26 protein-coding genes and 4 pseudogenes are annotated in these 20,659 nt (G+C 59.5%); 21 read left to right on the forward strand and 9 right to left on the reverse strand.

Going from position 1 to position 20,659, the window contains the following annotated elements; genetic code table 11:
* The first annotated feature begins 76 nt into the window (after window positions 1–76).
* The 7 genes from JZI28_RS22385 to JZI28_RS22415 all read left to right on the forward strand — a co-directional run bounded on the left by JZI28_RS22385 (window position 77) and on the right by JZI28_RS22415 (window position 4,709).
* Entirely contained in the window at window positions 77–550 is a 474-nt protein-coding gene (locus JZI28_RS22385) for a rhodanese-like domain-containing protein (protein WP_009808001.1), read from the forward strand.
* An 89-nt stretch (window positions 551–639) separates the two neighbouring features.
* Window positions 640–1,077 (forward strand): ion channel, encoded by a 438-nt coding sequence (locus JZI28_RS22390; RefSeq protein ID WP_009808000.1) that lies wholly within the window; start codon window positions 640–642, stop codon window positions 1,075–1,077.
* 161 nt (window positions 1,078–1,238) lie between these two features.
* A complete protein-coding gene (locus tag JZI28_RS22395) occupies window positions 1,239–1,688 on the forward strand; it encodes a DUF6010 family protein (protein ID WP_009807999.1) in 450 nt (149 codons plus the stop codon).
* A gap of 3 nt (window positions 1,689–1,691) precedes the next feature.
* Complete coding sequence (locus JZI28_RS22400) at window positions 1,692–2,348, forward strand: TVP38/TMEM64 family protein (protein WP_009807998.1); 657 nt, start codon at window positions 1,692–1,694, stop codon at window positions 2,346–2,348.
* Window positions 2,349–2,355: 7 nt separating this feature from the next.
* A complete protein-coding gene (locus tag JZI28_RS22405) occupies window positions 2,356–3,342 on the forward strand; it encodes a cation diffusion facilitator family transporter (protein WP_009807997.1) in 987 nt (328 codons plus the stop codon).
* A 6-nt stretch (window positions 3,343–3,348) separates the two neighbouring features.
* Entirely contained in the window at window positions 3,349–4,260 is a 912-nt protein-coding gene (locus tag JZI28_RS22410; protein WP_009807996.1) for a sterol desaturase family protein, read from the forward strand.
* Window positions 4,257–4,709, forward strand: a complete 453-nt coding sequence (locus tag JZI28_RS22415; RefSeq protein WP_009807995.1) for a DUF411 domain-containing protein — start codon at window positions 4,257–4,259, stop codon at window positions 4,707–4,709. The genes JZI28_RS22410 and JZI28_RS22415 overlap by 4 nt, the downstream gene beginning before the upstream one ends.
* Window positions 4,710–4,714: 5 nt before the next feature.
* On the opposite strand, the gene JZI28_RS22420 is transcribed toward JZI28_RS22415, so the two are convergent.
* Window positions 4,715–5,329 carry a Crp/Fnr family transcriptional regulator gene (locus tag JZI28_RS22420; protein WP_009807994.1) on the reverse strand — a complete coding sequence of 205 codons (615 nt, stop codon included), beginning with the start codon at window positions 5,327–5,329 and terminating at the stop codon, window positions 4,715–4,717.
* 27 nt (window positions 5,330–5,356) lie between these two features.
* On the opposite strand from JZI28_RS22420, the gene JZI28_RS22425 reads away from it, so the two are divergent.
* The 3 genes and pseudogenes from JZI28_RS22425 (at window position 5,357) to JZI28_RS22435 (ending at window position 8,005) form a co-directional block, all read left to right on the forward strand.
* Window positions 5,357–5,881, forward strand: a complete 525-nt coding sequence (locus tag JZI28_RS22425; protein ID WP_009807993.1) for a hypothetical protein — start codon at window positions 5,357–5,359, stop codon at window positions 5,879–5,881.
* A gap of 106 nt (window positions 5,882–5,987) precedes the next feature.
* Window positions 5,988–6,311, forward strand: a pseudogene (gene petA / locus JZI28_RS22430) (ubiquinol-cytochrome c reductase iron-sulfur subunit); the annotation flags it as partial.
* A gap of 155 nt (window positions 6,312–6,466) precedes the next feature.
* A pseudogene (locus tag JZI28_RS22435) lies at window positions 6,467–8,005 on the forward strand (ISL3 family transposase).
* 25 nt (window positions 8,006–8,030) lie between these two features.
* Here the strand turns inward: JZI28_RS22435 and JZI28_RS22440 are convergent.
* From JZI28_RS22440 to JZI28_RS22470, 7 genes and pseudogenes are all read right to left on the reverse strand, one after another.
* Window positions 8,031–8,484: pseudogene (locus JZI28_RS22440) on the reverse strand (L,D-transpeptidase); the annotation flags it as partial.
* Between the two features lie 140 nt (window positions 8,485–8,624).
* Window positions 8,625–9,182 (reverse strand): isoprenylcysteine carboxylmethyltransferase family protein, encoded by a 558-nt coding sequence (locus JZI28_RS22445; RefSeq protein WP_009807988.1) that lies wholly within the window; start codon window positions 9,180–9,182, stop codon window positions 8,625–8,627.
* On the reverse strand, window positions 9,179–10,096 hold the full coding sequence (locus tag JZI28_RS22450; RefSeq protein ID WP_009807987.1) for a cation diffusion facilitator family transporter: 918 nt from the start codon (window positions 10,094–10,096) through the stop codon (window positions 9,179–9,181). Before JZI28_RS22450 ends, JZI28_RS22445 begins: the two co-directional genes overlap by 4 nt.
* Window positions 10,086–10,841: a transglutaminase family protein gene (locus JZI28_RS22455; RefSeq protein WP_039965763.1), complete on the reverse strand. Its 756-nt coding sequence runs from the start codon at window positions 10,839–10,841 to the stop codon at window positions 10,086–10,088. Before JZI28_RS22455 ends, JZI28_RS22450 begins: the two co-directional genes overlap by 11 nt.
* Window positions 10,842–10,936: 95 nt before the next feature.
* Entirely contained in the window at window positions 10,937–11,533 is a 597-nt protein-coding gene (locus tag JZI28_RS22460) for a cation transporter (RefSeq protein ID WP_009807985.1), read from the reverse strand.
* 198 nt (window positions 11,534–11,731) lie between these two features.
* On the reverse strand, window positions 11,732–12,058 hold the full coding sequence (locus JZI28_RS22465; RefSeq protein WP_009807984.1) for a YnfA family protein: 327 nt from the start codon (window positions 12,056–12,058) through the stop codon (window positions 11,732–11,734).
* Between the two features lies 1 nt (window position 12,059).
* On the reverse strand, window positions 12,060–12,488 hold the full coding sequence (locus JZI28_RS22470) for a helix-turn-helix domain-containing protein (RefSeq protein WP_039965742.1): 429 nt from the start codon (window positions 12,486–12,488) through the stop codon (window positions 12,060–12,062).
* Window positions 12,489–12,660: 172 nt separating this feature from the next.
* On the opposite strand from JZI28_RS22470, the gene JZI28_RS22475 reads away from it, so the two are divergent.
* From JZI28_RS22475 to lnt, 11 genes and pseudogenes are all read left to right on the forward strand, one after another.
* Window positions 12,661–13,263 (forward strand): SCO family protein, encoded by a 603-nt coding sequence (locus JZI28_RS22475; protein WP_009807982.1) that lies wholly within the window; start codon window positions 12,661–12,663, stop codon window positions 13,261–13,263.
* 5 nt (window positions 13,264–13,268) lie between these two features.
* A complete protein-coding gene (locus JZI28_RS22480; RefSeq protein ID WP_009807981.1) occupies window positions 13,269–13,691 on the forward strand; it encodes a disulfide bond formation protein B in 423 nt (140 codons plus the stop codon).
* Entirely contained in the window at window positions 13,688–14,347 is a 660-nt protein-coding gene (locus JZI28_RS22485) for a thioredoxin domain-containing protein (protein WP_009807980.1), read from the forward strand. The genes JZI28_RS22480 and JZI28_RS22485 overlap by 4 nt, the downstream gene beginning before the upstream one ends.
* A 23-nt stretch (window positions 14,348–14,370) precedes the next feature.
* Window positions 14,371–14,838, forward strand: coding sequence for a copper chaperone PCu(A)C (locus JZI28_RS22490; protein ID WP_009807979.1), 468 nt, complete (start codon window positions 14,371–14,373; stop codon window positions 14,836–14,838).
* Entirely contained in the window at window positions 14,838–15,464 is a 627-nt protein-coding gene (locus JZI28_RS22495; RefSeq protein ID WP_009807978.1) for an SCO family protein, read from the forward strand. The genes JZI28_RS22490 and JZI28_RS22495 overlap by 1 nt, the downstream gene beginning before the upstream one ends.
* A complete protein-coding gene (locus tag JZI28_RS22500; RefSeq protein ID WP_009807977.1) occupies window positions 15,461–16,834 on the forward strand; it encodes a M23 family metallopeptidase in 1,374 nt (457 codons plus the stop codon). The genes JZI28_RS22495 and JZI28_RS22500 overlap by 4 nt, the downstream gene beginning before the upstream one ends.
* Before the next feature lie 3 nt (window positions 16,835–16,837).
* On the forward strand, window positions 16,838–17,293 hold the full coding sequence (locus JZI28_RS22505) for a DUF411 domain-containing protein (RefSeq protein ID WP_009807976.1): 456 nt from the start codon (window positions 16,838–16,840) through the stop codon (window positions 17,291–17,293).
* Window positions 17,294–17,305: 12 nt separating this feature from the next.
* Complete coding sequence (locus JZI28_RS22510; protein ID WP_039965741.1) at window positions 17,306–18,088, forward strand: ZIP family metal transporter; 783 nt, start codon at window positions 17,306–17,308, stop codon at window positions 18,086–18,088.
* A complete protein-coding gene (gene lspA, locus JZI28_RS22515) occupies window positions 18,072–18,575 on the forward strand; it encodes a signal peptidase II (protein WP_009807974.1) in 504 nt (167 codons plus the stop codon). The genes JZI28_RS22510 and lspA overlap by 17 nt, the downstream gene beginning before the upstream one ends.
* A gap of 50 nt (window positions 18,576–18,625) precedes the next feature.
* A pseudogene (locus JZI28_RS22520) lies at window positions 18,626–18,910 on the forward strand (apolipoprotein N-acyltransferase); the annotation flags it as partial.
* Between the two features lie 94 nt (window positions 18,911–19,004).
* Window positions 19,005–20,150 (forward strand): apolipoprotein N-acyltransferase, encoded by a 1,146-nt coding sequence (gene lnt / locus JZI28_RS22525; RefSeq protein ID WP_348484079.1) that lies wholly within the window; start codon window positions 19,005–19,007, stop codon window positions 20,148–20,150.
* Here the strand turns inward: lnt and JZI28_RS22530 are convergent.
* The gene (locus tag JZI28_RS22530) at window positions 20,131–20,643 is read right to left on the reverse strand and encodes a murein L,D-transpeptidase family protein (protein ID WP_009807972.1); all 513 of its coding nucleotides are present in this window, start codon (window positions 20,641–20,643) and stop codon (window positions 20,131–20,133) included. The genes lnt and JZI28_RS22530 overlap by 20 nt on opposite strands.
* Window positions 20,644–20,659: the final 16 nt, after the last annotated feature.

A 20,659-nucleotide genomic window follows, 5' to 3' on the forward strand; every position in this document is an offset into this window, starting at 1 on the left:
GTGCTCCCGGGTAGCGTCGCCGGCATGTTATGTGACCTTTGGGATCGCAACCGATCAAAGGATGAGGTTTTCGAATATGGCTCTTGATTTGAACCGGCGCCGTTTCGTTATGGGTGCTCATATGACGGTGCTGACCGTCACGGCGTCACCGCTGCTGGCGCAGAGCCGATCTGTCTGGTCGGCAGAGAATGCCTTTGACGCGCTTCTATCGGATACGGCGCGGATCATCGATGTCAGAACGCGCGAAGAGTGGCAAGAAACCGGCGTAGGTGCTGGTGTATGGCCGATAAGCATGCACGCGTCCGGTTTTCCGGACCGATTGTTCAGGGCGAAGGAACTGAGCGGTGATCGCACCGTTGGACTGATCTGCGCCACTGGCGGACGCTCCGCATCGCTGCTTCGAGCGTTAAGACAAGCTGGTTATTCGGGCTACGCCGATATCTCGGAAGGGATGTTGGGATCAGGCGAAGGGCCTGGCTGGATCGCATCGAACTTGCCGACCGTTCCGGTGGATGTCGCCCTGAACGGGTTGCCCCCCGCGTTGGCCTGACCTGTGAAGAATCAATCGGTCCAGTTGTGCTAAAAAGCCTGATGTATGGTCAGATTGACCTGTTTGAATAGGAAGACGGGTTTGGGGGTATGACCGAGTTGATGGCCATGTTTGTCGGAATATGCGCGGCGATCCTGATGGGAATTGTCCATCATTATGCGTTGTCGGGCATTCTGAAGTTTTCCCCGCAGCGGTCGGATGGCTCCGGCTTTCGGATCATCCTGACGTTTTCCGCGTTGCTGTTGCTGCACGTATTGGAACTTGTGACGCTCGCCGTGTTCAACACGATGGTGGTGGCAAGCGTTCTGCCGCAATCGTTCAGCAACAACCCGCCGATGTTTCAGGATGTTCTCTATGTTACGGGCATCTCGTTCTCGACCCTTGGCTATTCGTCCATAGAGGTGGTCGGGCCCTTTCGACTGTTGCTGATGCTGCAATCGCTTTTGGGCTTCATGTTGCTGACCTGGTCAGCGACGTTTCTTTACTCAGCCTGCCAGCAAGTCTGGCAGAAGGCGAAAGATGACTGAAAATCGCCACGCGCGTCGGACATGAACCGGGCGTCAGCGTCAAATGCGTCCTGATATCGGTCCTTTGACCTCCCCGTGGAACGGTTGAGTGAGCGCCGCGTTGCGCGCGTGGATGAATAACCCTTGACCTTCCAGTTGCTGGAATCCCTAGGTACCAAGCCATGGCACAGATTTTCAAAAAGACAGGCGATCACTTATCGCACCATCGACACGGGGATATCTTGAAATTTCCCGTATGGGTTGGCGTGTTGATTGTCTTGCTCTCAATGCCGGCTCACTTGTTTTTGGATGAAAAGAGCTCGATAGCTCTTGCTTCGATCACGCTTGCTTTGATTGGCGGTGCCTATATCGGCTTTGGCGCCGCGGACGGCAGAGCGCGCGTGTTCTGGGCAGAGCTCGCCGTGGCCCTTTTGTTCGGCTCGGCAGCCTTCCTGGGGCTGATATGGCATTGGGCCTTCCTCCCCTTGGGCTTGGCCCTGCACGCCCTTTGGGACATGTCACACCACAATTCTTATCGTCTCGCCCGGATTCCGAACTGGTATATTCCATTCTGCGTGGCCTTTGACCTTTTGGCAGCGGCATTCTTCGTTCTGCTCTATGCCGTGTTTTGAACCATGATGATGCGCATTCTTCTTCTTGCGGTGATCTTGATGGGAGTCGTCGCATTGGCCTTCCCCGACGTCCTTGGCGTCGACATTCGCCTGCCGGATCGTGCGGAAATTGACCGCTGGATCGAGGCGGCAGGTCTTGCCGGACCAATTGTTATCGTGGCGCTTATGACAATCGCTATTGTCGCAAGCCCCCTGCCCTCCGCGCCGATCGCACTCGCCGCCGGAGCGGCTTATGGACACACGTTCGGGACACTCTTTGTCGTTCTTGGCGCGGAACTCGGTGCGCTTGCCGCCTTTGGTCTGGCCCGCGGCCTGGGTCGTCCCTTCGTTGAGCGTCATCTCGGTCAGAAGATAAACGCGGGCCTGTTTGGGTCGCAGAACACTCTGACCTTCCTAGTCTTCGGCAGTCGCCTACTGCCGTTTCTGTCCTTCGATATGATCAGCTACGCCGCAGGTCTGAGCAAGCTGCATCTTTGGAGGTTCGCGCTGGCCACGTTGGCCGGGATTATTCCAGCGAGTTTTTTGCTCGCTCACATGGGCAGCCAGGCGATGAACGGAGATGCCCGCACCGCCACATGGACCGCGCTTGCGCTAGGTGGCTTTACCGGCCTGTCGGTTCTCTTCGCCGCGACGCGAAAGACCGGCGCGCAACGGGAGTAGAGCTGATATGGCCAATCATTCTCACGCCGGGCACATGCCCACCTCCGGCAAGGCCCTTGTGATTTCGGCCTGGCTCACCGGCGTCTACTTCGTGATTGAACTGGCCGTCGGGCTCTGGACTGGCTCGATTGCCGTCCTGTCGGATGCGTTTCACACCCTGTCGGCGGTTGGCGGCGTTCTCGTGGCCATCACCGCGCAGCGGATTGCGCGCCGTCCAGCGGATTCGGCGCGCAGTTTCGGCTGGTACCGCGCCGAGATCATCGGCGCGCTGGTGAATGGCGGGTTTCTTCTCGGCATGGCGATTCTCGTGATCTGGATGGGCGCGATGCGGCTCGGAAATCCGATCCACCTGGCCACAGGCCCCATGCTTTGGGTCGCCTTCGGGGGCCTGGTCACGGAAGTGGTCTCTCTGGCGCTGATGTGGCAATCGAGCAAAGACGATCTGAATGCCCGTGGCGCGCTCTGGCACATCATCCAGACCTTTGTCGGCAGCCTCCTGATCATCGTCACCGCTCTCGTGATCGAGTTCACCGGCTTTCTGGCAATTGACCCGATCCTCGGCATGGCGTTCGGAGTGGTTCTCCTCTGGGCCTCTGTGGGCGTAATCAAGGAAGCGGTCTACATTCTCATGGAGGGCACGCCCGAGGGAACGGATCTCGATGCTGTGACGGCGGACCTGAACGGCCAGGACGGGGTTCTGGATGTTCACCATGTGCATGCCTGGACGCTGACCAGCGGCAAACATGCGTTTTCCGCCCATATCCGCCATCAGTCACCCGCCGAGGCCGCGGACTTGCTGAACAGGGCCTATCGGCGGCTGACGGAACAGTATGGGTTTCACATGGTCACGCTGCAGCTCGAAACCGCGTGTCTCGACGAGCGCCACGCGCTGGATGTTGATATAGTCCAGATAGCGGCTGCAAAGGCTGCGCAAGAAAAGACTGATGTGCGAGATGCGCATCCGCACCCAAGCCCTAACACAGAAGGGCCATAGACTGTGATGGACACGATACTTGCCGCAGAGCCGGAGATTCGTCTGACGGCGTTTTTGAGTGTGCTGGCCGCCATGGCGCTTTGGGAACTCGCCGCCCCGCGTCGGCGGCGTGACATTCCGCGTGTCATCCGTTGGTCGAACAATCTGGCTCTTGTCGTGATCGATACGGCGATCCTGCGGTTGTCTTTCCCAATCCTGGCCGTTGGTCTGGCGGTCATGGGCGAGGAGCGGGGTTGGGGTTTATTCAACACTATCGGCGCGCCGTATTGGTTGGCCGTTGTCCTGTCCATGCTGCTTCTCGATCTGGCCATCTATTTGCAACACGTCATGTTCCATGCCGTCCCTACGTTGTGGCGTCTGCACCGGATGCACCACGCGGACCTCGAGTTCGACGCCACAACGGGATTGCGCTTTCACCCGATTGAGATCCTTATCTCGATGGCGATCAAGCTAAGCTTGGTCGCAGCGCTTGGTCCGCCCGCCGTCGCGGTTTTGTTGTTCGAGATCATCCTCAACGCCACGGCACTCTTCAACCATGCCAACATCAACCTGCCGAGACCAGTCGACCGGTGGCTCAGATGGATCGTCGTCACACCCGACATGCACCGCGTGCATCATTCTGTCGATCCGCGCGAAACCAACTCAAACTACGGCTTCAACCTGCCGTGGTGGGACCGCCTCATGGGTACTTACGTTGCCCAGCCCGCGAAGGGCCACGAGGGAATGACGATCGGCATCGAGCAGTTTCGCACGACGCGCGACCTCTGGGTCGACAAGATGTTGATCCAGCCCCTTCGCGGGCCGGCAAGCGGGCACGCCCTGGATGCACCCGCCCTCTCGCCGACAGAGCAGGAACAGCCTCTGGACTCTCAAACACACAGTTCTACGGTCTCGGATACTTCAAAAAGGAACACATGATGAAAAGACGCACATTTTTGCTGGCCGGAGCGGCTGCCACACTCCCCCTGCGAGCACTGGCCAACACAGAACCGGTCATTAAAGTCCTGAAAACCCCCACCTGCGGGTGCTGTACCGCCTGGGTCGATCATGTCCGGCAAGCGGGCTTCACGGTCGAGGCGCAGGATGTCGATCAGGATGCGCTTTATGCGTTCAAAGACCGGCTACAAATCGCTCCGGAACTTGCTGGATGTCACACGGCGATCATAAGTGACTATTTTATCGAGGGCCACGTGCCTGCCGCGGACATCACGCGGCTGCTGGCAGAACAACCGGTGGCGCGCGGGTTGACGGTTCCCGGCATGCCGATGAGTTCGCCCGGCATGGGCGGTCCCGGGGCTGGTGACACTTTTGATACCTTGCTTGTCGGCTCCGACGGGGTGACCTCGGTCTTCGCGAGCCACAGCTGATCGGGTCATGGGCGCAGGTGATAAATCCCGCGGGCGGGGTTTTTGACCCGCCCGTCCTGCACAAGCTTTCGCAGCGCCCTGTAGGTCGCCTCATGGCTCAGCTGTAACCGGGCGGCGAACTCGACCACGGAGCCTTCGAGCAGGCCCGCGACCAGACCCGCCATCACCCGGTCTTCTGCAAGCCGAATTCCGACGATCTCGAGCATCTGTCGCTGCGCCTGTATCTGTTGAGCGGCCTGACGGCCATAGGCGCGGGCAAATGCCGGGTCGGCAAAGGCGGCCAAGACGGCAGCCTTGTCGATCCGGATCAGCGCTCCGGCCTCAACACAGACCGCATCGCAATGATAGACCTCTGAAAACACCGAAGCTTCGGCAAAGCTTGTTCCGGCTTGGGCACGGTGAATGATGAACCGCTCGCCATCTGGGCCGACCCGCTCGAGATGCACGCGTCCGGTTTGCACGACATAGAGACCATGGGTGGATCCACCTTGATGAAACACCACATCGCCAACCGCGCCGGAGAGTGGGCGCAGGGCTGAGCTCGGGATAAGATCATAGGGGCCTGGCAACATATGATTGAAATCATATTGCGATGCATCCGCCCCTGCTAGCGTAAACATGACATCACCCCATTGAAGGATCCGTCCATGCGTCTCATTCCCTTCGTCCTTGCCATAGTGATGGCCGCACCCGTGGCCGCTCAGCACGCCCATTCCGCGACTGGCCATGACATGGGTGGACCGCAGGAAACCGGGCAATCGGCCTTTGCCGCCCTGGCGGAGATCGTTGCGATCCTGCAGGCCGATCCCGAGACAGATTGGGAGCGGGTCGATATCGACGGATTGCGCCGCCATCTGGTCGATATGGACCTTCTGACCCAAGAGGCCGTGGTCACCCGCACCCTGCGGCCGGAAGGGGCCCGGTTCGAGATTCGGGGCACCCCCCGTGTTCTCGAAGCCATCCGCGCCATGGTGCCCGCCCATGCGCCCTTTCTTGCGGCTGAAACCGGCTGGGACGTTGTCACGGAGGAACTCGAAGATGGCGTGGCGCTCAGTGTCGATGGCGATGCCGCTCAGATTCAGGGACTTGGTTTCTTTGGCCTGATGACCATCGGGGCGCATCACCAGGAGCACCACCTCATGATGGCAAAAGGCGCAGCCCCGCACCATTGACGCGCCGACACGGCTTGTTTGTTGATCCGTAGAGAGGTGCACTGACAAAACGTTACATCTCGCGTGTTGACCTTCCCGCGCGGGAGACATGGACACATGTCCCGTGATGGAAGCGTCAGAGGATACCGCGCGCAGGGATTTCCTGTATTACGCAACGGCCGGGGCGGGGGTCGTGGCCGCAGGGGCCGCGCTCTGGCCACTGGTGAACCAGATGAACCCTTCCGCCGATGTCCGCGCCTTGGCACAGATCACTGTCGACATTTCCGATCTCGCGCCTGGAACGCAATTGACCGTCAACTGGCGCGGAAAACCTGTCTTTATCCGTCATCGCACAGAGGCAGAAATGGCTCAGGCTCGGGCAGAGGCGGTCTCTGACCAGCCTGACGGCAAGGCGCGCAACCCCAATCTGCCCGCCGATGCGCTGGCGTCGCGTAGCCCTTAATTGGGCTCTGCCTCACTTTGTGTGGCGCAACTATCCTGAAACAGGAAAATTCAGGAGGGATGGTTGTGAGCTCGAAGAAGCACTGGTCGCCCGGGGCCGAAGTTTCGGTTCAATGCGTTGAGCGAAGTGATTTCGGCGGGTGGATCGTATCGGGCAGTCTGACACCAAGCGGCATCTGCCCAGACTGTGGATTGCATTCACGCCGACGTCACGGCTGGCGGCGTCGGCGGTTGCAGGATTATCCCGCCCATGGAGAGGAGGTAACGGTTGATCTCGCGATTTGCCGTTGGCGATGTTTGGCACCCGCTTGCCCACGCCGGACTTTCGCAGACCAACTCACCTCGATTGCGCATCCGTTTGCACGTAGCACTTCGCGTGTCGGGGAGATTGTCAGTCATCTTGGGCATGCAACCGGCGGACGGCCTGCCGAACGGCTCTTGCACCGTTTGGGCCTTGGGGTCAGCGATTACACGGTGCTCAGGCAGTTGAAAAAGCGTGCTCAGGGCACCGCCAAGCCGCCGACGGTCATCGGGATTGACGACTGGAGCTGGCGGAAGTCGCAAACCTACGGCACGATCATTGTGGATCTGGAGCGTCGCGTGGTGATCGACATTCTTGAGGATCGAGATGTCGTCACCTGCACCAACTGGCTCAAGCGACACCCCGAGGTGAAAGTGATTAGCAGAGATCGGTGTGGTCTCTACGCCTAGACTGCACGGCAAGGGGCACCGCAGGCGAAGCAGGTCGCTGATCGGTTCCATATCGTGCAAAACCTGCGGCAGGCCATTGAGGAGCAAATGAACCTCCACGGCCCTGAGACCGGCAGAGCGCTGCTGGCCGACGCCGACAATATCACCGCAGCCGGCAGCCTTCTGAAGTCACGCCTTGCGCACAGGACATCTCGGGAAGAGATTTTCACCACCATCCATGCGCTCCGAAATCAGGGGCTTAACTGTAGCGAGATCGGGCGACGAACAGGGTTCCCGCGCCGCAGCATCGCGAAATGGCTGCAGTTCGAGACGCCACCGGACCGCAAACAGGCCGCTTTGAAACCGACTTCGCCGTGGTACTTTGAAGAATTCCTGAGCCAAAGCTGGAAGGACGGCATTCGAACAGGCAGCGCCCTGTACCGTATGATCCAAGAGCGTGGTTACGAGGGGAGTCAGTCGCATTAAAAGCGGCTGCTGGCGGGCGGGCGCAGAGCCGAAAAGCAAACGAAGGGCCCCGCCGTGGAGCACCAGATCCTGGAGCCGGTCCGGGGCCCGGAAACGGGGCATGCGATCTCTCCGGTCATTGCGGCCGCGCTGTGCATCAAACCCAGCGGAAAGCTCACCTCGGATCAGGCGCGGAAAGTCGACACGCTCAAAGCCGGTTCTCCCGCCTTCACAACGATGCGCAGCCTCGCCATGCGTTTCAACGGTATCATGCGTGGCCGCCAAGCGGGTCCGCTCCCTGCATGGATCGACGACGCCATCGAAACCGGCCTGACGCCCATTGTGCGCTTCGCCCGCACCTTGAACCGGGACTTCAATGTGGTCAAAAAGGCGATCGAGATGCCCTGTAACAACGGCCAGGCGGAAGGTCAGATCAACCGCCTGAAAACCCTCAAGCGCGCCATGTACGGCCGAGCCGGTCCAGAATTGTTGCGGGCGAGAATGCTACCGTTCCGCCACACAGATTGAGGCAGAGCCCAATTAAAGGCTACGCGACACAACCGTTTGATGACTGGCGCCCGATCTTGCGTGTGTCCCCGGTCCCGTGCACCCGGTAATACAGCCACGACAAATAAAGCACGTGGGTTCCAAGCGGGTTGTCAGGACCCGGCGGCCAATAGTCAGGCCATTCGGGGTTGCGCTCTTTCATTGATGGAGTGGGCCGCCAACTGGGCCTCTCCACCTTCCTTATAACCTCTGTATATCCTCGGCGGGTCAGCTCTTCCGAGGCGGGGACACTTGAAGGGTAGAGTTTGTAAACACTTTCGTCTTCCGACCAGTACTGGACTGCACGCGAGTCAATGTCGCACATAATTGCACCGTGCTGAAGGTTATCGAAGTGGTCTTGCCAGGGATCCGCACTGAAGGACAGAAATATTTCTGCGTACCGCCGAGGGCTCCTGCTCCTGAGCACGGAGAAGGGAAGGTGTTCCCAGAAGTCCGATCATAGTTGTCGAGACGAACTGGCACCGTGTTTTCTTTGAATCAGTAATATACTTTGCCTCGCCCTTTTGTTGATGAACGGATACGACCTCTAGCTGCTAGAGCTTCAACCGAAAATTGATGACGTTCTCGTGAGGCGGCGAGACTAGAGATATCTACGTGTTTCAGCGCAATAGTTGCGATACTTGGTGCCGTATTGTTCGCACAGCCATGGCTCTTCTGCGAGCGGGGCAAGGGCCAGCGCGGCAACTCCAACGATGACGACAGGCCAAACCCAAGGTGAGGCGAAGAGAAGACCCAAACCTATTAGGATGGCCATGTCGGCAAGATACTGCGGATTCCGAGAGAAACGGTAGAGACCCGAAGTGATCAGCTCGTCTCTCACCCCACTGGTGGCTTTCAGTCCAATGATGAATGCCCCCCACCAGGCGATCAGATTTCCGATTGCGATCAAGAACGGCCCGACTGCCCAACGGAGCGCGTTGGGCATAGAAGCGGATTTCCAATCCACGATGCCCAAACCGATCACCGCCCCAAACACGGCCAATGTGAGGCCCCATGCAATGATTGGTATGACTGAATGCTCTCTGTTTGGAGGCCAGATGCGCTTGGACGGGCGGACGATCGACCAAAGGAGCGCACCAATCAAAACCAGACCGGACAGCAGGCCTACGACCACTAGTATGCCTTGGGCAATCGTCATGAGCGGTGTCCGAACACCTGCGCCTCCTGATGCGCATTGTCGGTCGCTTCGAATTCAAGCGTGGAATGCTCGATTGAGAAACGTTCATGCAGCACCGATTTGACGTTTTCTTTAATTTTGTCGGCCTCACCCATCCGGTCGCGTTCGACAACAATATGGCAGTCCAATGCCGCAGCGTTCTCCTGCATTTGCCACAGGTGGACATGATGCACGTCCACAACGCCATCGACAATCTGGATCGCTCTGACCACGTCATTTCCATCAATATCTGGTGGGCTCCCAAGCATCAGGGTTCGAATTGGGGCCCCTATTTCGGTGAAGGACAGATACAGGATGTAGAGCGCGATGCCGATGGTGATGGCCGGATCCACCCAACGCATATCATAAAGTATAATGAGCGTCCCGCCGACTATGACGGCCACTGAAGCCAACGCGTCCGAAAGGTTGTGGAGAAACAGCGCGCGGATGTTCACGCTCCCCTTCTGCATCGAATAGGTCAGCATTGCGGTCAGCGTGTCGACCACAAGCGCAATTCCACCGAGAATGACGACGGTCCACCCCATGACTTCGGGTGGATCAATCATGCGCATGCCACCTTCGTAGATCAGGTAGAAGCCGATCACGATCAGGGTGGTGTAGTTGATCAGGGCAGCGACGATTTCGACCCGGCCATAGCCGAAAGTCATGCGCTCATCGGCCGGGCGGCGCGCGATCTTGCGCGCGGCGAAGGCAATGACAAGCGAGGCCATATCGGAAAAGTTGTGCAGCGCATCGGCGATAAGTGCTAGACTGCCCGACAATATGCCCCCGACGATTTGCGCAACAGTAAGTAGCCCATTCGCCCAGATCGCGATCGCAACCCGTCGATCCCCAGAATTCGGATCGATATTCGCGTGCCCGTGATCATGCGGCATTGGCAGGCTCCTCATGCGCGTGTGTCGCGCGTCGGTCAGTCTTCAGGCGGCCGCTGCGGAAACCACGTACGCGCGCATTCATCCAGTGGCGTATTATATGACGGTAAAGGGCACCACGCAGCCTTCCAAAGGATTGCTCATGGGACAAATAGAAGGCGTCGGGCGTATCGTACACGCCGAAATCTTGCACGATGCCGGTTTTCTGAATGTAGGTATCTTCTCCGTTCCAGGCGACGGGAGGCGCGCCAAGGCAATCCGTGCCCGCGCCATAACCGCAGACACTGTCCGTGTCCGAGAACGATCTTTGCAGGACTTCGAGGAAAGCGTCATCCAGGATGAAGCCTTCAAGGTTGATCCAGGCCCCTTGAAATTCGATCTCTACCCACGAGTGGAGAATTTCCTCTGGAGCAAGCGGATACACCAACTCTGGGACAACACCGCGCTGCAAGCCTTTGTGGATCGTAAACCCATGCAACCGGCAACGAACGCCAACACCACGCAGCAGCGCCATTAAGAGCGTGCCTTTGGTATTGCACTGCCCGTAGCCGTCGGAAAGTACCTCGGATGCGGGGATGTCGTCAGCTCGATTGTATCCGAACGCGATTTCATTTCGAACGAAATCATAGGCAGCTCCGATCCGATCGTATTCGGATAAGTCGCGCCAGCTGCGGCTCTCTATTAGATGCGCAAGAGGCGCGGCATCAAAATCCAGTAGTTTGGTGGGTGCAAGTAGGGGGTTGGTTATCTGCAACGGAGTCGCTCCTCGAATCGTCTTGGAACAGACTAGTCTCTATAGTTACTGTAGCTTCAACCCCTTCTTTTAGAAACGATCTCTCGCAACTACTTGTCCGTGTGAACTGCTTTGTGGTGTTCACCGTGTGCGTCGCGTAGGATATTGACACCGCCCCAGGCCGCGATCCCGGCGATAATCACACCGACGACTAGGTCGGGCCAGTTCGTTCCCAGCCAGGCAACGAGGCCACCTGCGACTACGATTCCGAGGTTTGCCGCAAAGTCGTTCCAGCTGAAAGTATTGGCCGCGCGGATGTTGACGTCCGGATCTTTGAGCCGAGCGAGCAACCAGACACAAACTGAGTTGATGGCCGCCGCGATCAGCGCCATGACGATCATAACGGTGCCAAGGGGATCCGACCCACCGACATAGCGGCGCCAAGCATCATAAAGGATCCCGATGGCGAACACGATCAGCAGGCCGCCCGAGACATTCGCCGCGCCACGTTTCCATTTCGCAGACCGCGACAATGCAAACAGACTGATTGCGTAGACCAAGCTGTCTGAAAGGTTGTCGAGCCCGTTGGCGATCAGGGCACTGGAATCCCCGAAGGTCCCAGTTGCGAAAAAGGCCGCAGCAAGACTGATATTGAGACCGAGAACGATCCAAAGTGTGCGTCTTTCTGCTCGTTTTTCTGCCGCCATACTTCCCATTCCAATTTGTGAACTATGATCTTTCAACCTCTCTGGCAGATCAGGGTTCCGGATTGATTATTGATGGTCAGTTCCACGTACGACCGTCGGGAGCTTTCAGGCAGGCGCCCCAACCAATGCAGAGCATAGCCCTTTTTATGGGGCGATGAGATCGCGATTTGAGACGGTTTCAAGTTCAAACCATAAAGTTCAATTGGTTCGTGGCGCGGCCAGTATTATAGCTGCGCCGAGCAAGCAAACGGCTGTGCCAAGCGCATCCCACCTGTCCGGTCTGTGACCCTCTGCAAGCCACATCCACAGTACCGAAGCCGCAATGTAGACTCCGCCATAGGCGGCAAAGGCGCGGCCCGCAGCAACCGTTTCGACTTGCGCCAGAAGCCACCCGAATACCACCAAGGCTACAATACCGGGTACGAGCCAAGCCGCGGATGCGCCGAGGCGCCACCAGCTCCAGATCGCGAAGCACCCGGCGATCTCGGCCAAGGCCGCAAGCGGGTATGCAAGCGCGGCAGGCATCTCAGGCGCCGATCTCGTCATGTTCGGTCAAACATTCGGAATGATCCCGCAACACCTCAAGCACCTTGCAATCGGCGGTACGTCCACCGCTGCATTCGTGAACCATGCGTTTCAGTTCGGTGCGCAGCGCCTTCAGACGGGCCATGCGCTGCTCCACCTGCTTTAGCTGGCGACGCGCAATCGCGTCGGCTTCTTCGCAGGGCCGATTGGGCTGGTCGCTGAGGTCGAGCAGCTCGCGGATCGCATCAAGCGAGAAGCCGAGTTGTCGCGAATGGCGGATGAAGGACAGTCGGTCGAGCTGTGCGTTGTCATAGCGCCTCTGTCCGCCTTCAGTCCGGCCAGGTTCGGGCATGAGCCCGATCTGCTCGTAGTACCGAATTGTCTGCACCTTTGTGCCGGTCTTCTTTGACAGAGTGCCGATCGTGAGCATCTTCGCCTCCATGAAAAAGTTACAGTCTTAGTAGGTTTTGCCGCCCCAATAGACAAGTGCCGGATTCACAGACGCGTGAGTTTAAGCCACAACGTGAATTAGCGCTTGAACCTCTAGTAGCTAGAGGATGTAGACGCGACAATAATCAAGAATCAAAATCAGGCGCGCAGGTTTGTCCCTTACATCGGCACAGAAATTTCTTTGGGTTTTGGCAGGCGCCGCGGCGCTTGCCTTCGTATGGCTTTTGCTCTGGTCGGACTATCGCGCTGACCGCGCCCGAACCGACACCGATCCGGCGTTTCTCGCCGCATTCGAATTGACGGACCACCAAGGTATGGTTCGCACAGAAGAAGACTTTTCGGGGCGTTGGATGTTGGTATTTTTCGGCTTCAGCAACTGCCCCGATGTCTGCCCGTCGACACTGTCTGAGGTCGCGGCGGTGATGGACGGTCTGGGCGACAATGCCGCGAGGGTCCAGCCGATTTTCATAACCATCGACCCCGAACGGGACACGCCCATGGCACTCGCCGAATTCGTTCCGCTGTTCGATGCGAACATCATCGGGCTGACAGGTACGCCCGAACAGATCGCCGCTACATCCGAAACGTTTCCGATCTTCTTTGAACGCATCGAAGAGGCTACAGCTCCGGATGGCTACACAATTGGCCACACGTCACATCTGTTTCTATTCGACCCCGAGGCAGGCTTTGCAGACTCATGGCCCTATGGCACGTCCGCTGAAGAGATTCTCGCCGATCTGGAAGAGAGGATCTGACCGACATGAACCGCGTACCCGCAGAAACCGCCCTCGGGCTGGCATGGATCGTTGCCCTCGTCGCCTCGCTTGCTGTACTTTTCATCGGCGAAGTGATGGGGCAGACACCCTGCGTGCTGTGCTGGTTCCAGCGCGCCTTCATGTTCCCGCTCGCGATCATTCTCGGCCTCGGCCTTTGGTGGCGAGACGGCAGCGTCGGGCGCTATGGCATCGCTCTGGCGCTTGGTGGTGGCGTGGTCGCCCTGTGGCACATGGGCCTCTACGCGGGCCTGATCCCCGAACGCATCCAGCCCTGCACGGCCACCGGCCCCTCTTGCACCGATGATAACCAATTGGTCTTCGGCATTCCGATCCCGCTGATGGCGCTGGTCGCCTTCGCACTGATCGGGTTCCTGTCGGCACTTTCATTGAAGGAAACACAAACATGAATCGACGCGGCTTAATCCTGTCCGTTCTCGCCCTCGGCGTTGCCGGTTTCGGCGGAGCCACTTGGTACGCGACTCGCCCCGGCCCCGCGGCCGAAGCAAAAACCGTTGCGCCGGAACTCGCGGACGCGATGATCCGCTCTTACTCGCCCATCCTCGGACCTGCCGACGCGCCCGTCACGATTGTCGAATTCTTTGACCCGGCCTGCGAGGCTTGCCGCGCCTTCCATCCGATCGTGAAGGACATCATGGCACAGCATGGAGATGCCGTCCGCGTCGTTATCCGCTACACCGCGTTTCATGGCGAGGCATCCGAGGAAGCGATCCGCGTGCTCGAGGCAGCACGCATGCAAGGCGTTTACGAGCCGGTGCTCGAAGCCGTTCTGCGGGATCAGCCGAGATGGGCGTCGCACGGCGCGCCTGAGCCCGGTCTGATCCTCCAGATCGCCGCCACTGCCGGACTCGATGCAGAGGCCGCGCGCACGCAAATGCTGGCACCGGATGTCGTTGCGATCCTGAATCAGGATCGTGCGGACGTCGAAACCGTGGGAGTTCGCCAGACTCCTACTTTCTTTGTAAACGGCAAGTCGCTCGATCCATTCGGGGAGGCAGAACTGCGTCGATTAGTGGCCGCGGAAGTTGCCGCCGTGCAAAGCTGAATGGAAAAGGCAGGACCAAAACGATGAAAAAGATTATTATGACGGGCACACTGGCCGCGCTCTTGACCTTTGGAGGGCTCTCAGTACCCGCACTGGCCGGACCCGTGGATGTCGTCGTCGAAAGCGCCTGGTCCCGCGCCTCCATAGGGATGAACCGCCCCGGGGCCGCCTACATGACGATCCGCAACACTGGCGACGAGCCGGTGACGCTGATTGGTCTTTCAACACCCCTCGCGATGATGCCCGAGATCCACGAGACGAAGACCAATGCCGAAGGTGTGAGTTCCATGAGCGCGGCAGGTGAGATCGCGATCGCCCCGGGCGAGAGCGTCGCGCTTGAGCCGGGCGGCCTCCACGCGATGTTGATGCGGCTACAACAACCCATGACGGAAGGGGAAACCTTTCCGCTGACCCTACTTTTTGTCGACGGGGGCGAGGTGACAGTCGAGGTGCCGATCCTTGGCATCGCCGCACGCGGACCGGAAGACTAATGCGACGAAGGACGATCGCAGGATACGGCGCGGCCGGTGCCGGTGCAATTGCCTTGACGCTCTTCGTCGGTTGGTGGCGGGTCGACGGACCCGGTGCGCCCGAACCTATCGAGCAGCGGCCTATGGCTCTGACCGAGATGGATTTCCGCCTGACTGACCATGAAGGCAACGAGGTCGGGCCGGAAACCCTGATCGGGCGACCGACGATGGCGTTCTTCGGTTTCACTTACTGCCCCGATGTCTGCCCGACCACGCTCTCGGACATTTCAGGTTGGCTCGACGATTTAGGAGACGAAGCCAAACAGTTGAACGTGGTTTTCATCACGGTCGATCCCGAGCGCGATACCGTCGAGGCGATGGCAGAATATGTCAGTTATTTCCACCCAGCGATCCGCGGCTGGACGGGACCGGAGGGGCAGATTGCGCGCATCGCGGACGGCTTCCGCGCTGCCTACGAGCGGGTGCCCACGGAAGGCGGCGACTACACGATGAACCACACGGCCAGCGTCTTCCTGTTCGGTGCCGCTGGACGGTTCGTCACCATGATTGACTATCATGAACCGAGGGAATTCGCGGTACCGAAGATCCGCCGCGCGTTGGAAGAAGAAACGGAGGGAGCGACATGAGGCTCAGAACTTTTGCGGCAGGTGTCGCGCTTGCGGGGACCGTTTCGGGGGCGGCTATCGCATTCTTCGATGTTCTGTCGAAAGAACCCGTGCCGCCAGAACTTGCCCAGGCAGGTAGCTGGATGCCCCAGCGTCCTGAAGCTCCCCGGAGCCTGGATATTCCGTTGTCGCTGCCAGCTACGGCGTGGGTGGAAGATACACCCGGCTTCGGCCCCTTGCCCCTGCTGCAGGCCGCTGTTGTTGACAGGCCGATGCAGGCCATCGAACCGCCCCTGTTGACTTGGTCTCGCGACATCTCTTCTGGTGAAACGCTCGACTCCTTGCTTTCCGAAGCCGGTCTTGCGGGAGCCGACAGGGCGGAAGTCGCCCTTGCACTTGGCGCGGAATACGATCTGCGACGGTTGCGGCCGGGGAATTCGGTCACTGTTGTTTCGACTATGGATGGCAGCCCCCGCACCGTCTCGCTCGCCGTCGAGGACGGGGTGCGGATCGAGGTGCTTTTTGGCGAGCAGGTGTCCACGCAGGTCGTGGCGCCGGATCCGGAGATCGTAACCCTTGCTGGGGAGGCCGTGATCGACACCTCGATCTTCGCGGCACTCGACAATGCCGGCATCCCCGCCCGATTTGCCGTGGACCTTGCGCAAATGCTGGGTGGAACCGTGGATTTCCGCCGTGAGATGGCTGGAGGCGAGACACTAAGGCTTCTCTGGCGCGAGACGCGCGTCGGCGATGACAAGATCGGACAGCCGGACCTCGCCTTCGCCGCACTGGAAATCGGCGATTCGCTTTACGAGATCGTTTGGCCGGACGACGGCAGCGGTCAGGCGACGATCTACGTCGATGGCGAGGTGCTTCGCGTCTTTGCACAGCCAGTCGAGGGCGCTCGCCTCAGCTCGGTGTTCGGGCGCCGCACACATCCTGTCTACGGAAACGTCCGGATGCACACCGGCGTCGATTTTGCCGCGGCAAGCGGGACGCCGGTACGGACGACGGCACCGGGCCGGGTCAGCTTCATCGGCTGGCGAGGCGGTTATGGACGCGTGGTCGAAATCTCCCATGGCTCCGAGACCATGACGCGCTACGCGCATCTCAGCGCCGTGTCGGAGGGCCTAACACAGGGCCAACGCGTGGCGGCGGGAGATGTGATCGGCCGCGTTGGCGCAACCGGCACAGCGACAGGTCCCAACCTGCACTACGAAGTCCTCGTAGATGGGCGTCCGACTGACCCTCTCTCTGACGACAGGCTCGCCGAAGCCGCAGAGAACGAGGTGGATGATACCGCCGCGCTGTTGCGTCTGACCGAGGCGCGCGCGCTTCTGACTGAAAACCTTGACAGCGAAATTGCCCAGACGACAACCGAAAGGCTCTGACCCATGAAACGCATGACCCAAGCTCTGACCATCGCGCTCGCCCTGTTCCCGGCGGCCCAGGCCCTCGCAGAGGCAACAGCGATAGACGTCCGCAAGACCAACGGATGCGGCTGCTGCCTGTCCTGGATGAACCATCTCGAGGAAAACGGATTCGCGCCGACGGGCGAGAACATGTTTGGCGGGTCGCTGGTTCGTTTCAAGCTCGACAACGGCGTGCCGCAGCGCATGGTCTCCTGCCATACCGCGCTCATAGAGGGCTACGTGATTGAAGGCCATGTCCCGGCCGCTGATATCCGCCGCCTTCTTGAGGAACGCCCGGACGCCGTCGGCCTCGCCGTTCCGGGAATGCCCTATGGCTCGCCCGGCATGGGGCCGGAAGAAAACCGTGAAGCTTATGATGTCTTCCTCATCCGCGAGGACGGGTCGACCGAAGTCTTTTCAAGCTACGCCGAAGGATAATCTGGCCCGCTTATGGAAAACCTGTCTCCGATAATGCTCGGCTTTCTCGGAAGCCTTGCCGCCGGATCGCTCACGGCAGTCGGAGCAATTCCCGTGCTGTTCGGGCGCATCCCGTCGCGGGCGACGCGCGATCTGTCGCTCGGCTTCGCTGCCGGCGTCATGCTCTCAGCCTCGTTCTTTTCTCTGATCATCCCGGCGTTGGATGCGGCGGAGCCGATGTTCGAGAACGGCGCGATGCCTGCGGCCATCGTTTGCGTCTCGATCCTTTTGGGCATGGGGGCCGTTGCATTGATGAATGAAAGGCTGCCGCACGAGCATTTCAGAACGGGACGCGAAGGGCCCGAAGCGGCGTCCTTACGGCGGGTCTGGCTGTTCATCATCGCAATCACGATCCACAACTTCCCGGAAGGCCTCGCGGTCGGAGTTGGCTTCGGTTCCGGAGGTATGGAAGGCGGTCTGCCACTCGCCATCGGCATCGGGCTTCAGAATGCGCCTGAAGGGCTGGCCGTTGCGGTATCCCTGTTGGGCGAAGGATATCCGAAGCTGCGCGCCTGGGGCATCGCCGCGCTAACGGGAATGGTCGAGCCGATTGGCGGTTTGCTCGGGGCCGGCATCATCACACTGTCGGAACCGCTGCTGCCATGGGGCTTGGCCTTTGCCGCAGGCGCCATGCTTTATGTCATCAGCCACGAAATCATCCCCGAAACCCATCGCAGCGGCCATCAGAACAAGGCAACGCTCGGCTTGGCCATCGGACTCGTTTTGATGCTTTTTCTCGATGTTTGGTTGGGGTGACGCAATGCCAGTGCATAAACTATCTCCGGTGATCGGCATTTTTGCGGCGCTTACCGCTTTCGTAATCGATCAGATCACAAAAGCCATTGTTGTGGCGAATGCGGCCTCCTTAAGCACTGGAATCGCCGTGTTTCCAGGTTTTAACCTCGTCTTTTATCGCAATGATGGCGTCACTTTCGGACTACTTGGCGGCGCACCATGGTGGGGCCTCATAGCTCTCGCTCTTGCCATCTGCGGCTGGCTGGGGGTTATGCTGTTTCGCGCCGAAAATGCGGTTGAAACGCTCGCTTACGGAGCGATCATCGGTGGAGCCTTGGGCAATGTCATTGATCGTGTGCGGTATCGGTCTGTAACGGACTTCCTGGATTTCTACATCAACTCAACGCATTGGCCTGCCTTCAACATGGCCGATGTGTTTGTCGTCAGTGGCGTGGGGCTCTTGCTCGCCGCACCCTGGATCAGTGCGCGGCGTCCGATCAAGTCGTGAAGCCGGTAATTCTGAACTGCTTCGCTCTGCGCAAACGTCTGCTCTCGCGGATGACGCTTGGTTTCGCCGCCGGGCCGCTGACCGTTCTAACCTTCCCGCCTTTCTCGATTCTCCTTCTTGTTCCCGTTGCCTATTCTGCGTTGTTTGTCGGTCTTCGCGACCTCTCCTTCGGGCGTGCTTTTCTCGTCGGCTGGGCGTTTGGTCTCGGCCAGTTCGGTTTCGGGATTTCGTGGATCGCGGAAAGTTTCTACGTCGAACCCGAGCGTTTCGGGGCGCTGGCGACCCCGGCCGTCGCGGGATTGTCCGCAGGTCTCGCGATTTTCCCGGCCATTGCCGCCGTGCTCTTCGTCGAAATCGCGCGGCGCGGAGCCATGGGCAGTCTCCTGGCCTGCCTCCTGTTCGCGACCTTCCTGGACCGCGGCCGAGTGGTTGCGCGGTCACGTTCTGACAGGTTTTCCGTGGAACCTCGCCGGCTACGCTCTTGTCGATTACGCCGCCCTTCGCCAGCCCGCCGCCTGGGTGGGAAGTTATGGGCTATGCTTTCTCACCGTGTTCGTAGCGGCACTCCCCGGCGCGGCTCTCATGGCGGTCGGGCGACAACGATTGATCATCTCGCTAATGCCGCTGGCCGGCATCGTGACGATGTGGGCCGTCGGCACGCTTCGCCTCCAGTCGGATGCACCACAGCCACCGGATGTCGACCTGCGCATCGTTCAGGGCAACGTTCCCCAAGAGGAGAAATGGGCGCCCGAGAACCGCGAGGCGACCTTCGCGCGCTATATCAAGCTTTCAACCCAGCCCGGCGATTTCGACGTTCTTCTCTGGCCGGAAACCGCCTTTCCCGGGTTCCTCGATGAGGATGCCCAGGCGCGGGCCCGCATTGCCGCTGCGCTACCGGACGGCAGCGTGCTGCTAACCGGAGTGCCGGACCGTGTACTGAGCGAGGATGGCACCCGATATTTCAACACCGTCCAGGCTTTTGACGATACCAATGAGATCCTGACCGGATACGCGAAACACCATCTCGTGCCCTTTGGCGAATACGTGCCATTCCGCGGCTGGTTGCCGATCGAGCGGCTGACGGCGGGGCTGGGCGATTTTACGCCCGGACCGGGTCCGCGCACCCTTGCGCTTCCGGGTATGCCGCTGGTCGCCGTGGCGATCTGCTATGAGATCATTTTCCCAGGCCATGTGGTCGACGACATGTTCCGACCCGACTGGATTTTTAACGCGACGAACGATTCCTGGTTTGGAACCAGCATCGGACCCGAGCAGCATCTGGCTTCCGCACGTATGCGCGCCGTAGAGGAAGGCCTTCCTGTCATCCGAGCCGCGAATACGGGCATCTCTGCGGTCATCGACGCGAACGGAGAGATCATTGCGCGGCTCGATACAGGGGAAAGGGGCATCATCGACGCTGATCTTCCCTCAGCGCAGCCGCCTACGCCATATGCGCTTTTCGGGGACTGGATGTTGCTGGCGCTCATCTTGGCTTCGTGGAGCTGGGCTCTGGCGGCCAATGCGACGGCTAACCACCGCCGCATGAGAAAGACCGTCATGCAAAGATGTGGATAGGCGTTCCGTCCTTCACCATTGCATAGATGTCCTCGATCTGCCGATCTGTGACTGCGATGCAGCCAGCTGTCCAGTCGCGGATGTCCGTCGGGTCGATGCCGGGGCGTGGACCACCATGGATGAAGATGTCGCCGCCGGGGGAAAGGCCCTGCGCTGCGGCAAAGGCGATGTCGGCCTCATTTGGATAAGAGATGCCAACTGAAAGATGATACGTACTTTCAGGGTTGCGCTTATCGACTATGTAGGTGCCCTCCGGGGTCCGACCGTCTCCCTCGAATTGCTTGTGACCCTGAGGAGCGAAGCCCAGCCCGATCGGATAGGTTTGCAGCACGCGATCGGATCCGTCGAGAACAAGCAAACGCTGTCCCTTGTAGAGCCGAAGTCGCGTCACTTCGGGTCCGTCATAGCTGCGGAACTTGCCGGCACAGCCCGACAAAAAGGCCGCTAAGCCACCCAACAGGACGGCGCGGCGGGGAAATCGGATGGTTTTCACTGCTCGATGCCTCTTT

The organism is Pseudophaeobacter sp. TrK17 (genome assembly GCF_042192375.1).
In the GTDB taxonomy this organism is placed as follows: Bacteria; Pseudomonadota; Alphaproteobacteria; order Rhodobacterales; family Rhodobacteraceae; genus Pseudophaeobacter.